Origin of the sequence: Enterococcus raffinosus (assembly GCF_001886185.1) — a bacterium.
GTDB lineage: Bacteria > Bacillota > Bacilli > Lactobacillales > Enterococcaceae > Enterococcus_A > Enterococcus_A raffinosus.
This window is the reverse complement of the sequence record NZ_JXLA01000018.1, coordinates 35,252-49,219: the sequence shown is the minus strand read 5'-3', so window position 1 is coordinate 49,219 and position 13,968 is coordinate 35,252. Positions and strand designations below refer to the sequence as shown.

Annotated in this window: 16 protein-coding genes and 1 pseudogene; all 17 read right to left on the bottom strand. The window is 36.6% G+C overall.

The features are described 5' to 3' along the window. Positions 1-10: 10 nt before the first annotated feature. Positions 11-1,051, bottom strand: a complete 1,041-nt coding sequence (hrcA, locus tag RV13_RS11275) for a heat-inducible transcriptional repressor HrcA (RefSeq protein WP_010744596.1) — start codon at positions 1,049-1,051, stop codon at positions 11-13. Positions 1,052-1,172: 121 nt separating this feature from the next. Beyond that, positions 1,173-2,321, bottom strand: a complete 1,149-nt coding sequence (hemW, locus tag RV13_RS11270; RefSeq protein WP_010744595.1) for a radical SAM family heme chaperone HemW — start codon at positions 2,319-2,321, stop codon at positions 1,173-1,175. Positions 2,322-2,448: 127 nt separating this feature from the next. Then, positions 2,449-3,342 (bottom strand): LCP family protein, encoded by an 894-nt coding sequence (locus RV13_RS11265; RefSeq protein WP_010744594.1) that lies wholly within the window; start codon positions 3,340-3,342, stop codon positions 2,449-2,451. Between the two features lie 178 nt (positions 3,343-3,520). Beyond that, the gene (locus tag RV13_RS11260) at positions 3,521-4,099 is read right to left on the bottom strand and encodes a histidine phosphatase family protein (RefSeq protein ID WP_010744593.1); all 579 of its coding nucleotides are present in this window, start codon (positions 4,097-4,099) and stop codon (positions 3,521-3,523) included. Then, positions 4,096-4,857: an adenosylcobinamide-GDP ribazoletransferase gene (cobS, locus tag RV13_RS11255; RefSeq protein WP_010744592.1), complete on the bottom strand. Its 762-nt coding sequence runs from the start codon at positions 4,855-4,857 to the stop codon at positions 4,096-4,098. Before cobS ends, RV13_RS11260 begins: the two co-directional genes overlap by 4 nt. Further along, positions 4,854-5,441 (bottom strand): bifunctional adenosylcobinamide kinase/adenosylcobinamide-phosphate guanylyltransferase, encoded by a 588-nt coding sequence (gene cobU, locus RV13_RS11250; protein ID WP_010744591.1) that lies wholly within the window; start codon positions 5,439-5,441, stop codon positions 4,854-4,856. Before cobU ends, cobS begins: the two co-directional genes overlap by 4 nt. 6 nt (positions 5,442-5,447) lie before the next feature. Continuing rightward, positions 5,448-6,227, bottom strand: a complete 780-nt coding sequence (locus RV13_RS11245) for an AIR synthase related protein (protein WP_010744590.1) — start codon at positions 6,225-6,227, stop codon at positions 5,448-5,450. Beyond that, the gene (locus RV13_RS11240; protein ID WP_010744589.1) at positions 6,190-6,885 is read right to left on the bottom strand and encodes a uroporphyrinogen-III synthase; all 696 of its coding nucleotides are present in this window, start codon (positions 6,883-6,885) and stop codon (positions 6,190-6,192) included. Before RV13_RS11240 ends, RV13_RS11245 begins: the two co-directional genes overlap by 38 nt. 10 nt (positions 6,886-6,895) lie before the next feature. Next, positions 6,896-7,840, bottom strand: coding sequence for a hydroxymethylbilane synthase (gene hemC, locus RV13_RS11235; RefSeq protein ID WP_010744588.1), 945 nt, complete (start codon positions 7,838-7,840; stop codon positions 6,896-6,898). A 37-nt stretch (positions 7,841-7,877) separates the two neighbouring features. After that, positions 7,878-8,444: a cob(I)yrinic acid a,c-diamide adenosyltransferase gene (locus RV13_RS11230; protein WP_010744587.1), complete on the bottom strand. Its 567-nt coding sequence runs from the start codon at positions 8,442-8,444 to the stop codon at positions 7,878-7,880. Next, a complete protein-coding gene (locus tag RV13_RS11225) occupies positions 8,441-9,943 on the bottom strand; it encodes a cobyric acid synthase (RefSeq protein WP_010744586.1) in 1,503 nt (500 codons plus the stop codon). The genes RV13_RS11230 and RV13_RS11225 overlap by 4 nt, the downstream gene beginning before the upstream one ends. Beyond that, entirely contained in the window at positions 9,943-10,752 is an 810-nt protein-coding gene (locus RV13_RS11220) for an ATP-binding cassette domain-containing protein (protein WP_010744585.1), read from the bottom strand. Before RV13_RS11220 ends, RV13_RS11225 begins: the two co-directional genes overlap by 1 nt. 26 nt (positions 10,753-10,778) lie before the next feature. Continuing rightward, positions 10,779-11,420 carry a cobalt ECF transporter T component CbiQ gene (gene cbiQ / locus RV13_RS11215; RefSeq protein ID WP_231371789.1) on the bottom strand — a complete coding sequence of 214 codons (642 nt, stop codon included), beginning with the start codon at positions 11,418-11,420 and terminating at the stop codon, positions 10,779-10,781. A gap of 22 nt (positions 11,421-11,442) precedes the next feature. Next, complete coding sequence (locus tag RV13_RS11210) at positions 11,443-11,742, bottom strand: energy-coupling factor ABC transporter substrate-binding protein (RefSeq protein ID WP_035016513.1); 300 nt, start codon at positions 11,740-11,742, stop codon at positions 11,443-11,445. After that, on the bottom strand, positions 11,729-12,487 hold the full coding sequence (locus RV13_RS11205; RefSeq protein WP_028020549.1) for an energy-coupling factor ABC transporter permease: 759 nt from the start codon (positions 12,485-12,487) through the stop codon (positions 11,729-11,731). The genes RV13_RS11210 and RV13_RS11205 overlap by 14 nt, the downstream gene beginning before the upstream one ends. After that, the gene (locus RV13_RS11200; RefSeq protein ID WP_010744581.1) at positions 12,484-13,194 is read right to left on the bottom strand and encodes a cobalt-factor II C(20)-methyltransferase; all 711 of its coding nucleotides are present in this window, start codon (positions 13,192-13,194) and stop codon (positions 12,484-12,486) included. Before RV13_RS11200 ends, RV13_RS11205 begins: the two co-directional genes overlap by 4 nt. Continuing rightward, positions 13,187-13,968: pseudogene (locus RV13_RS11195) on the bottom strand (sirohydrochlorin cobaltochelatase). Before RV13_RS11195 ends, RV13_RS11200 begins: the two are co-directional and overlap by 8 nt.

The following is a 13,968-nucleotide window of genomic DNA, read 5'->3' as shown; positions in this document are numbered from 1 at the left end:
GGAATCGTTTCTAGTGATATAAATCCAAAGAACGATAATAATCGTCCAATGCATTTGTCAACTCGTATCGGAATACTTCCAATAAACCGAAAATTTTGGAATATGGCATGGACGTAGGTCCTAACAATGCAATGGTTCCTCGACCATGACCACGTATTTCATAATTAGCCTGAATCATGCTTAGATGATCAAACAAGTCATTCCCCATTTCAGTTCCGATCCGGACATGAATATTATTATCAGAAGGTAATAATAGTTGGGTCAGCTCATCAGAATTCTGCATCAAGGAATACATTGACTTCACGTGGCTGAGATCTTGGTCTGGATTAAAATTCAAAATATTCATCCGCCCACTCACAAACACTTTGTCCTCAAAAGCATCATTCAATACCACATCAAATAGATGACTTATTCCTTCAGTTGTTTGGAAATAACGATGTAAGATCATTGGAATTTCGGTTCTCAACTTTTGATAAACACTCACCAAAGGCTGTCCAACTAAACGATCGTTAATTATTCGAACCATTTTTTCCAAGTCTTGACTATCAACATTTTCAGGTATGCGAAAAACTTGGCTTTCAACATTCCCCTTATCCGTAACGATGATCGCCAAAATCTGCCGGTCATTCAATGGAACGATTCTGAAACCAGTCAATGTTCGATCTTTCATTTCAGGACCTAACGAAAACGCCGTATAGCTTGTAACTTGTGAAAGTATTTTGGCAGATTGTTGAATGATATCATCAATTTCATGGATATCTTTCTTTAACGATCTGCGTATCTGATCTACTTCTTGATTACTCACCTTTGCTGGCGTCAGTAAATGATCCACATAATAACGATAGCCTAATGCAGAAGGAATTCTTCCAGAAGAAGAATGAGTTTTTTCTAGTAGACCCAATTCTTCTAAAGCTTTCATATCATTTCGGATAGTCGCGGAACTTGCTTTTACGCCTTCTTCCATCAAACTTTTTGAGCCAACCGGCTGCCCTGTGTTGGTAAAGTCTTGGATGATTAAGCTGAGAATCAGTTTCTGTCTTTCCGTTAACATTCTTCTCATCCTTTAGTTAGCACTCTTTCTTTTTAAGTGCTAACTCGATTATTAATATACCACATCTGCTTTATAAGTCAAGAAAAAAATACAAAAAATTAGCACTCGATATGCGAGAGTGCTAATTGGGTTTGCTCAATAGAAACTTCTCGAAAACGTCATTTCCTCTAAATAATCCTTGTCGTGTTAAAAAGACGCGTGAATCCGTCTCTACTAAAAGGTTTTGCTCCTTCAAATCGTTAATAACTTCACCATAGATCTCTGACATGCTATGACCGAAGCGCTCGAAAAAAACAGCCTTTTCTATACCTAAAATTTTTCTTAAGCCTAAAAACATCTCTTCTTCAATCTGCTCATAAAGAGAGACCTGTTCTTCTTCAAGCACTGGTAATTTTTCTTCATTCAATGATTTCAAATAATGCTGAATAGGTCCACGATTTTTATAGCGCCGATTTCCAATATACCCGCTGGCACCTGCACCAAGCCCAAAATAATTCTGATTGTTCCAATATACAAGATTGTGTTGACTTTCAAATCCTGGTTTAGCAAAATTACTGATTTCATATTGCTTTCGCCCTGCTTTTTCCATCGCTTCAATCGTTTCGGCGTACATTTGTGCTTCTAATTCTTGCTCCGGCAGATGCATTTTTCCGCGCCGTACCCAATTCATAAACATTGTCTGGTTTTCTAAAATTAATGAGTACAATGCGTAATGTGGTAAATCTAATTCCAATGCGCGGGTCACAGTATCCCGAAAGCTTTCCAAACTTTGGCCTGGCAGAGCATAGATTAAATCAATTGTCACATTCTGAAACTCTTTTTCCTCTAACAATTGAATGGTTTGATAGACATCCTGTGCTGTATGTTTACGGCCTATTTTTTTTAATAAACGATCATCAAAGGTTTGAACACCCATCGACACTCGATTAACCTCATAATTTTTCATTACATCCAATTTATCAGCGGAAAGATCACCGGGGTTTGCTTCAATTGTGAATTCACCTTCTGTATATGGGAGTATTTCTCGCAAGCCACTTAATAATCGATCTAGCTGTAGAGCGTTCAATGAAGTTGGTGTTCCACCTCCAATGTAGAGTGTCTTCATATTATCGATTGGATTTTGTTCAAGGGTGAAACGCGCTTCCTTTAATAAAGCGTCAATATATTCATCTACAGGCTGACCTTCAAGAAAAACCTTATTGAAATCACAGTAATAACAGATGTGTTCACAAAAAGGAATGTGAATATAAGCTGAAGTTGATTGTGTCATTGTATTCCTCTTTCTTCTATTAAATAGTAACAGAAGTATTCTATCATAATTAGTGTTTTTATTAGTGAACTATAGGATTTAATAATGAATAAGCCAGCAAAGTATTTGCTGGCCGATTGTAAAAAGCTTACTCCGTCAGAAATTTATTAATCGCTTTCGCATTTACCTCAGAATCAATTTCCAACACACTTCCACTAGGCGTGTCATTATTAAACTCCCACGACTTATCGATTGGAATAGATAGTGTTTCGACTTTTTTAGTGTTTCCAAGAGCAAAGTCTTTTCCAACACTCAAAATCGTACTTTCAGGTAAATTTGTGTCAACATAGCCTAATAATTTTCCAGTAGTTTGCGGTAATTTACTTAATGAAGTTACGCTTGTAACTTGTTGAGAAATAGCGGATAGAACTTGCTGCTGTCTACGAATACGACCAAAATCGCCTTCTTCATCCTCACGGAAGCGAGAATATTGCAACAAAGTATTGCCATCCATTTTTTGTTTTCCGGATTTAATATAGACTTGATCCAAATCTAAATCCTTTTCTGCATCTATAGTTACCCCTTTTGGAAATAAACTATCAATTGCATCCTTAAAATGATCGAAATCAATCGTGACGTAATACTCAATTGGTATATCAAAATTTTCCTTTAATGTTTTTCTCACTAATTCAATTCCACCATATGAATATGCGGCATTTATTTTATCCTTGCCATGATCAGGAATATCTACATAACTATCTCTCATGATTGAAACCAACTTAGGTTGTTCCTTCTTTTGATCATAGTGGGCAATCATTAGTGAGTCAGAACGCCCACGATCTTCTCCACGAGAATCTGTCCCTATAATCAAGATGTTTAAATCATTTTGATCAGGGGCTTCTTCTCCATTAAAGGCAATTGTTTGTTTTGATTGGGCATGTTTTGTTGATTCATATCCCTGCAAAAATGAAAAAATGAGATAGCACTCAAAAACAAGCAAAATTCCTAACACAATTAAGATAACACGTTTGAAAATTTTCATACTAAAATCCTCTCTGCAACACCAAAGAAGTCAAATAATTCTAAACTTCAACTAGATTGATGACCATTCAATTATTCTTCACTCAGTTTATATTAAAATTCTATTCGTTTCTGGATATATTGTTTTTTTTAAGAATTTTTTGATAAAAAAAGACCGTTCGCAAAGAAACGATCTTCAATCATACTCCTATATTCCATTTTATAAAAGTGAAAGTACCGTTTTCTACTTCTATCAATGAATAATTTCCCTGATCCACATTTATTTCCCAAAAGTCAAACTCTGGAAAGTATTCCATTAAAATAGTCCGTAGTACGCCAAGATGTCCAACAATAGCAAAGTCTTTCTTTTGGTTCAACAATATTTCAAAAATAGTCAACACACGCCGTTGAAAATCCGAAAATTTTTCAGCATTTTTAGGCGTATATTCAAAGGGTGACGTTAACCATTGCTCCCATTCAAGAGGAAAAGCTGAATTAATTTGGTCCGCTGACATTCCTTCCCATATGCCAAAATCCTTCTCGTCTAAATTCCTTAAAGAAAGGATTTTCTTATCTGGAAAAACTATTCGTGCCGTTTCGATTGTTCGCCTTAACGTACTCGTATAAACAATCAAATTATTATTCATTCTTTCGAACTTTTTTGCTAGTAATTTGGCTTGTTCAATCCCTTGATCGTTCAATGATATATCTGTTTTTCCATAAAACAAATGGCATCGATTAAATTCTGTTTCTCCATGCCGCATTAAATATATTTTCATAAGAATCCCCGCATTAAGACCAGTGTTAGCATATACACGCATTGTGAAATTGGGGAAGAAGCTCCTAGTGTGTCTCCGTTGAAGCCGCCAACTTTACTTATCACCAACCTACGATAAAAAAAAGTCATAAGTACAGTTGTCACATAACAGACAATACCAACCTTTCCTAAAAAAAGAACCAATGTTAAGAAAGACAAGAGTTGACATAGACCTATTTCATGATTTTTTACATTTAGAAAGGTTGTTCCTAATCCTTCTGTGTTACTTCCTGCATAGCACATTTGATAAAATAGAAGACTGATGCTATTTTTTCCAATAAGATTCAACAGCAAAACAATGACTGCTTGCTGTGTATATTGAAGATGTGGCACTAGTGTAAAAAAACTGAATAACAAAAATAAATAATAAAAAACAATGGCTAAGACGCCATTACTTCCTACTCTGCTGTCTTTCATGATCTCAAGCATCCGCTCTTTTTGTCGTGACGAAAAAAGTCCATCTGCCATATCTGATAGGGCATCTAAGTGAAAACCACCTGTCAGCATAACATCGAAAAAAAGGATAATAATCCATGAAATACTTGCTCCAAAAAAATGCTGAATTCCCCAATAGACTATTGCTTCAAGAAATCCAAGCATTAATCCGAACAGCGAAAAAAAACGAACCCCAGAACGCATTTTCATTTCAGGCTCGCCAATTACTACAGGTATAGGTATTCGAGTAAAAAATTGAAAATAGAGAATTATGCTATCTATCATTTGATCTTCATGGGAATACCGGCTATCACTAAGTATGCCTTATCCGCTTCCTTTCCTAAGATTTGATTGACATGCCCTAAAACATCTCTAAACCAACGAGAAAAAGAATTTTCTGGTACAATGCCTAAGCCAACTTCATTAGTTACCACAATTAGATGCGAGGAACTATGTTTTGCTGCGACTAGAATTTTTTCCCATTGAATTAAAAGTTTTGCTTCAATATCTTCCTTCTCTTTTTCAGAAAGCCTAGCAATTTCTTTATCAATGACTTCATAATCTTCATCAAATTGTTCCTTCATTAAATGAAAAAAGAAATTTGTAGTTAACATCGTCGCACAATCAAGTAAATGAGCCGAAACAGTCTTTTCTTCAATGACATCGGCAACATTCAAATAAGTTTCGCTAGTTGACCAATTTTTAGACCGTCTTTTTTTATGGTGTAGAATACGAATTCTCATTTCCTCGTCCTGTGCTATACAGTTCGTAGCAATGTAGTTGACGTTTACTTTTGTATCAAGCAAACTTTCGGCAAAAGCTGACTTTCCACTCCGCGCGCCACCGGTCACTAGCGTAATTTCTCCCACAATCGTTCACTCCTTTATGAATTCACCGATTTTCTTTAATTCAGGGTAGCGAGTTAAGATATCTATTTCATCTTTCGTTCTTACCGCCAGCAATACGACTGTTGCTGGCCCAGCAGAACAATCAAGCTCTTTTTCTTCTATAAATTCTACATAAAAATCTGATCCCTCAGTCATTAATTCGGCCTCAAAACGAATTCCCTTTGACCCCACAGGAAGCATATCTAAAACACCATGTTCTGCCTTAAGTGCTTTTACTAAAGGGTAAGAAAAGATATTTTGAGTATTTCTTCTTACCATTTCTCCAACAAAGGGTTGGCCTAGTTGTAAAAGACTGCAGGCTTCACTCATTCTGAACGTTTCTTTTTCTGAAGTCATCTCAGCAATCACTGTAATTCCTAGACTCGTAGTTTTTGTCTCTATGTTTTCCTCCGTACTTCCATTTAGCGGTAAATGGGTAAGATCTGCTTTTTCTAATTCCTTCTTGATCCCTTTGAGCATACGCCTCCCAGTTGTTTCATACTCATTACCGATCAAATCAATCACAGCTATTGGTTCTGCTCCAAAACAAAACAATTCCATCAAAGGAACGCGTAAACAATATGCTGCCGTAATTGCCGGATCAATCTCAACGATATCTTGTTGCTTCTCGCCTATACCCGCAGTTGAATCACAAGCGATCACTAATTTTTTTTCACCAGAAATAGGAATAATAGACAAATCACGATATTTGCTTGCTGGCACGGCTTTCTCACCCTCTTTCCCTAATGTCTTGTAATAGACACTCATATAAATGCTGCATATCATATATTTGGGGTTGGACGGTAACAGAATGATGTTCCATTTCTATTACTTTCGCCGTCACAGGTCCAATAGCAGCAATTTTTATACGCTTCCAAAAATCATCCGGTAATTGTTGAAAATCTTTAATTATCTTTGAAAAAGAATTCCATGCTGAAGGACTAGCAAATAGAACATAATCAAGTGTTTCACTCAACAATAGCTCTTTCAAGCGTTCTTGATCCCTTACTAAAAATTCATTTTTATAGGTTACCTGTTCGAATACGATGTGCCCTCGATTTGTTAATGCATTATAAATTACACGTTTGGCATTAAATGAATGAGGCCAAAAAACACGTTGCTTTGTCTTCGCCAAGCTAAGCCATTCTTCAACTAGACCTTCTGAAAATCCCTCTTTTGGTTGAAAGTCTACATTAATATTTAACTCATTCAGCACTTTTTTTGTCTGATTGCCAATCGCGAGCACTTTAGCTTGTTTGTTTAGTTGAGCAAAATTAAAATACTTTACTGCGTTCGCACTAGTGAAAAAAATCCACTCATAGTTTTTCTCTAGACGCTGATGAGGCAAAGGTATTGTTCTATTCAATGGAATAGAAATTACTTCAGTATCTTCTTGCGCAAATCTTTGTCGAATAGCTTCTGGCATCGGTGATTCTCTAGTGTATAAAAGTTTCTTTTTGATCGTTTTTACACTCCTCAATCAATGAAATTGCACCTTGCTGGATCATTTTGGCCGCTACAGCTTTCCCCAAAATTACTGGATCATTCCCCTGCATCGTTTCTTTTAGAATAATTTCCCCATTTTCACTACCGATCATTCCTGTTAATTCATACGTGTTGGCTTTTGGAAGGCTGTAGGCTCCTACAGGAAAAGTACAACTGCCGTCCATGCTATTTAAAAAAGCTCGCTCTGCTGTTACTGCTATAGCTGTTTCTTTGTGCTCCATTTTTTTGAGCATGGTTAGTACTTCTTTGTTATCTTTGCGACATTCCAAAGCTATGGCCCCTTGTCCAATGGCTGGCAGCATAATTTTAGGCGAAAGTTCTTGGTGATAAACACTTTGATCCAAGCCCAGTCTTTCTAATCCTGCTAAGGCCAACACAATGGCATCATATTGACCCTCATTCATTTTGCGAATTCTAGTATCTATATTTCCTCTTATTGGTTGAATGTTAAAATCTGGACGAGCATGTAATAGCTGTGCCTTTCTGCGTAGACTGCTTGTACCAACGACGGCATTTCTAGGCAAAGAGTTCAAGGTATATCCGACTTCCTTGATAATAAGAGCATCCGTTGGTGAATGACGCTTCATCACACAAGCGAGAATCAGTTCATCATGTATCGTCGTAGGAATATCCTTCAAACTATGTATAGCAAAATCAATATTTCCAACACGAAGTTGATATTCCAATTCTCTAACAAAACAGCCCTGCCCACCAATCGCTTGCAAGTTGTGGGTAGCCAAATGATCTCCTTTGGTTTTGATCTTTACAAGTTCTACCTCTACATCCGGGTTATACTTTTTAAAAATAGCTAGAGCTTGTTTTGTTTGTGTCGTCGCTAGCTTACTACCTCGCGTTCCTACTTTCAGCTTCTTCATTCTCATCCTTCTTTCATTCAGATAGCTCTTTTCTGAATCATTTTTTTCTATTAAACACAGAGACACTATTTTCATAAAAAATTTCTGATTGCCCAGCCTGATTATTGACCCATCGAGCCAATACAAAAAAGTAATCAGATAAACGGTTCAAAAATTTCAACGCCTCCATGTTTACAGCCTCCTGATGCTCGAATAAATCTACAGCATTCCGTTCAGCCTCGCGAGTGAAACAACGACAAAGATGTAAATTTGCGGCTGCAACAGTTCCTCCCGGCAAAATAAATTGATTAATCTTTGGCAATTTACTCCAATATAAATCAATCTTCTCTTCAAGCCATTTGATTAGTTTTCCTTCAACTTTGTATGGACGTTTTTCCTCAGGAGTGGCAAAATCGCTCCCACAATCAAAAATCCATTGTTGAACTTGGACTAGTTCAGCATATAATAAATCTTCTTTCTCTAAGCCCGCAATCGTCAATCCAACTTGAGCATTCAGCGTATCAATAGCCCCATATGTCTGAACACGAGGAGCATTCTTTTTTGCCCTGCCACCACCAACTAGCCGAGTAAAGCCTTGATCTCCGTATCGCGTATAAATACTCATACGGACACCTCCTCCTGACTAATAATTTGATAAATTTTTTCTAAATCCACATTTTCGCGAATCAAATCTGCTAATCTGTCATACTGTTGATTCTTATACTCATCGTAAGGTACAGCAATTTCCTTGATTGGTTGCAATCCCTTCACTTCTCGAACTTGATTCAACAGCGAACGTCTCCAAGCAGTATTATCAAATACTCCATGAAGATACGTTCCGACAACAAGCTTATCCGAGCTAATAGCGCCATCATATTTTGAAGTCTTCTTACCATTTTCAGAGAAAACGTGGGCGAAGTACTGCTGTTCATAATTTTCTGTTCTGCCCATATGAATTTCGTAGCCGTTGATTATTGTTTCTCCAATTTTGGCCTCTACTCTAGTGGTCGTTTTTTGGGATTCAAAATAAGTCTCTGTATCTAACAATCCAAGTCCTTGGAGACTACCATGAGTAGACTCAATTTGCTGAGGGTCATGCAGCATCTTCCCTAATAGTTGAAACCCGCCACAAATACCGAAAATCATCTTACCTTCCGTACGAACACGTTGTATTTCTTTTGCTAAACCTGATTCCTTCAAGTACAAACAATCTTCAAGAGTATTTTTACTTCCCGGCAAAATAACTATGTCAGGGTTGCCCAACTTATCTCCAGGAAAAACATATCGAACAGAGACATCTGGTTCACTTTCTAAGCTCTTAAAATCTGTAAAATTAGACATTTTAGATAATCCGATTACGGCAATATCTAATTCTTTTTGAGTGTTGTACGAACGATTTACTTTTGACAAAGCAACACTATCTTCATCTTCAATATTTAATTGCGCATAAGGAATAACTCCGACCACTGGAATATCTGTTAAATCCTCAATCATTTTTAGTCCAGGATCTAACAAGGCAATGTCACCGCGAAATTTATTAATAATGATTCCTTTAATCCTTGCTCTATCTTCTGGTTCCAATAAATGAACCGTTCCATAAATAGAAGCAAAAACACCACCTTTGTCAATATCTGCCACTAAAAGAACAGGCGCATCCGCAATTTTAGCCATGCCCATATTAGCGATATCACGACTATTTAAATTGATTTCGGCAGGACTACCGGCGCCTTCAAGCACAATCACATCATTTTCCCGTACTAACTCTTGATATAAGTCAGAAATTTTCTCGATTAGTCGTGGTTTGTATTCATGATATTCAACTGCATCCATATCACAGAGAACTTTACCCTTGAAAATAACTTGTGATTTACGATCTGAAGTTGGTTTCAATAAGATAGGATTCATTCGTACATCTGGTTCAACTCCGGCTGCTTCTGCTTGGAAAACTTGTGCACGTCCCATTTCTTTGCCTTGTAGAGTAATGTAAGAGTTAAGCGCCATATTTTGAGATTTAAATGGCATCACCTTTAATCCATCTTGATGAAAGATTCTACACAAGCCAGCAACCAAAATACTCTTGCCAGAATCTGAAGCCGTCCCTTGAATCATTAAACTTTTACCCATTATTTCACCTCGCCTTCTAGTTTTATCTGCATGAATTCTTGTTGATTCTTGACAAGTGGAAACCCTAGTTGCTGATGTACCTTTACTAACCAAGGTTGCTCCAGACCAGCCTGCTTTAATAATTCTCCATCTAAAAAAACTTGATCAGAACTTCCCTCTTGAATAATTGTTCCTTTATCAATCACATATAGGTAATCGCAAACCTCGTACATTAAATCCATGTCATGACTAGATAAAATGATTCTGGTTCCTTGCTGTATTAGTTGAGAAATAATTTCTATCATCTGCTGCTTTCCAGCCGGATCTAGTCCCGAAGTCGGTTCGTCTAGCAGTAGCCACTTAGTTTTAAGCATCAGGACACTTGCAATCGCTACTTTCTTCTTTTGACCGTAGCTCAAGTACTGAACAGGTTTCTTTTTTAAATGTTCAATATTCAGCAGCGAAAAAACTTCCTTCATTCTACTTTCTATCTGAGCCTGCTTAATCCCAAGGTTTTTCAAAGCAAAAGACACATCATCCTCTACGATAGAATAAAAGATTTGATGTTCAGGTTCCTGAAATACAATCCCTACTTCTTGACGATATTGATATAATGCTGATTTATTATAATCTAATGGGCGATTCTCATAGATAATCTCACCTTGATTCGGACGCAACAGACCAACAATTGCCGCAAATAAAGTCGATTTTCCAGAACCATTTGCACCTAAAACCCCTACAGCTTTATGATTGCTAAAATCCAGAGAAAGGTGATGCAATACATCTGTTTGATTTTCGTAACTGATACATAAATCGGTTACTTTAAACATTTTGGTTCCTTCTTTCATTTTGATTATTACAGTGGAAAGTCACCGTCAAAAAATTTCATTTCCAAGGACAAAATCATTTTGTTAAAACGATCAAATGTCTGGAAGAACAACATCTTTATCAAAACACCCAATGATTGATAGCTGTTTTTCAATCCCTTGAATCCAAACCGCATGTCTTGTGCTCGCTTAATAACTAAAAATTCATTCGCAAAAATGAAAATAAATCGATACATAAGCATCGTCAATTCAATTAACAGCGCTGGAAAGTGTGCTCTTTTCATTACTATTAACAACTGACTAAAAGGGACAGTGAGAATAAAGAAATACGTACAAACTAAACAACTAAAAGATCGGAAGAAAAGTTTTAATCCTATTAAAAGTGAAGAATGCGTTACTCCTAAAAAGTGATTAAATAATGGGATTTCGAAAATAAAGCTTTTTGAACTTGAACTAAACGAAAATAAAACAGTCAAAATACTTATCACTAAAAAAGGAGCGGGAACAAGTAACCATTTAAGGTACCTTTTTAGAGTTATCTTAGTAACATAGATAGTAATTACTCCAATAACGATACTTAATCCTCCTTGAACGATTGGCCGAGTTAAAAAACAGGTGATCAGTAATAATAAATACAAAATACTTTTTGATGCGGGAGAAATCTCAATCATTCTGTTTTCGTAAGCAATTTTATCAATTAACAGCATTTTTCTTTTTTCCTTTGTAATACCCTAAAATATAGGTAATGATTCCTACGCCTAAGCTCCCCTGAAGAGTAAATAACAAGCTTTCAATCTCACCACTTTTCGGCTCCAATAGCGAATCAAACCATGGGGTATAATTTGGATCGATTTCTGTGATAACCGATTCTGCTTCCCCATCAGAACCGCCAAATTCTCCATTTTTATTGATTAATAGAGCTCCGATCATTAATACGGCAACCGCTACCAAAAGAATAATATTCAAACTTGTTTTAGATTTATTTTTTTCCATCATTCAAAATACCTCCCTCTTGAAAAGGAAAATTTGCTGAAATCAAATTGTAGGCAACAACTGTTAATAGACCTTCGGCAATAGCTATTGGAATCTGTGTTAACATGAAGACTCCTACAAATTTCATAATTGCTCCTACAACACCTGAAGAAGGATCTGGAAAAACAAGACCCAATTGGAGCGACGTGGTAAAATAAGTTGCTAAATCAGCGATGAACGCACATAAAAATAGACTGATTGAATGTGAAACATTGATTTTTTTTAGAATAAGATAAACACCATAGCCTACGAAAGGACCTACTACCGCCATTGAAAAAGCATTAGCCCCCAAAGTTGTTATACCACCATGCGCAAGAAGTAAGGCTTGAAAAAGTAAACAAATCGTTCCAAGCACACTGATTACTCCAGGGCCGAATAGAGCCGTTCCAATACCGACACCTGTCGGATGCGAGGTAGAGCCGGTTACTGAAGGAATTTTTAATGCTGATAGGATAAAAATAAATGCCCCACTAAAAGCTAACAGAACTTTGTTTTGTGGATTATCTGAGACAGTTCTTCGTATGCTGATCAAACCGTAGATAAAAAAAGGAATGAACGCCGCAAACCAGAACAAACACCACCCTAGAGGTAAGAATCCCTCCATAATATGCATAGCATGAGCCTTTTGAGGCCATATTAAAATCATGAGAAGCACTGCAAGAAATAGTCTTTCCATCGTTTTACGGTTCCACTTCATTTTTTTCATCCTTTCAACGTTCTGTTCTTGTAAATAATCATCGTGCTGAAATATGATAAATCATCTTCTGCATTCAACTCGCTTAGGCCAATTACTATTTTTTCTGATTCCATTGAAGAATCGCTGACTAGTATTGTTTGTTCCAAAAGATCCAATCTTGTTAAGATTTTTAATACTTTAGGTAAGGCAATGGACACTTTCATCAATACTACTGTTGAAAGTTGCTCTAAAGCCATTTGTAGAATTGTTTCTTCTGCTGTTGCTGGTAATACGGCGTAACTTTCTTCATCAATGACTAGAGGAATCTGTAAGTGATTTGAAATTTGACTAAAAGATGAAATTCCTGGTATTGTTTCTGTTTCAACGTGATCTGCTATTCGTTCCAATAAATAACTGTATGTGCTATAAACCATTGGATCTCCAAGTGTAATAAAGGCGACATCTAAACCACTTTTAACATCATTAATAATTTCTTTAGCAATTTCATTCCAAGCCTTTTGCTTTTCATCCCAATCTTTAACCATTGGAAAGTATCGTTGCTTAATTATCGTTCTTTCTCTTACATAAGGAGTCACGATTTGTAAAGCAAGACTTTTTCCCCCTTTTTTGGGTTCTGGAGTGTAAAGACAATCCACCCGTTCAATGACTTCTTTCCCTCGAATTGTCAATAAATCCGATGCGCCAGGGCCAGTACCAACACCGTAGAATTTAGCCATTAGATTTTCCTTTCATTATCATCGCCGCATGTTCAATAAACAGTTCCTGAATTTCAGTTGCTTCACCCATTCCCTTAAGAAATGTCTCAACATGAAATCCGGTTCGTTCCAATTGAGATTTCCAAGAATTTTCGTCATCAGAAGCCATATCATTTGTTGCGTGATCTCCTGCTACTAGCATTAACGGATATAACTTGATTTTTTTATAGCTGCTTTTTTTCAGTCGCTCAATCAATGAAGAGATTTCAGGATAGCTTTCCACTGCGCAAACAAAAATAGGTTTTTCCATTAACATATGATCTAAACAGGCATAAACTGTGAAGGAGGAATGTTGACTTCCATGCCCCATAAGAACCAAAGCCTCGTCTTCATCAAGATTCTTCGCTAATAAATCCAACCAGGCAATAACCTTTTGATAATCTTCTATACCACTTAATAACGGTCGCCCAACTTCTAATTTTTTAAAGTCATTCTTGTATCTCATTGCTTGGTGAAGTGCTTTAGAATATTCACTTCCAGGAATGATGTGTAGTGGTTGAACATATACCTCTTCGTAACCTTTATCAATTAATTGTTGCATTTGTTGATCTACTGTCAAAATGGTTGTCTTTTCTTGTTCTTTGATTTTTTTGATTACTTTATTAGAAGTAAAAGCTCGAAAAACATCACAACTCGGATACGTTTGACTTAGTTTTTTCTCTACAGCCTCAATCGTTTTTTTCTCGTTTCTGGATAACTTGTACCAAAGCTTACGGCCACTAATGCAGGCTTCAT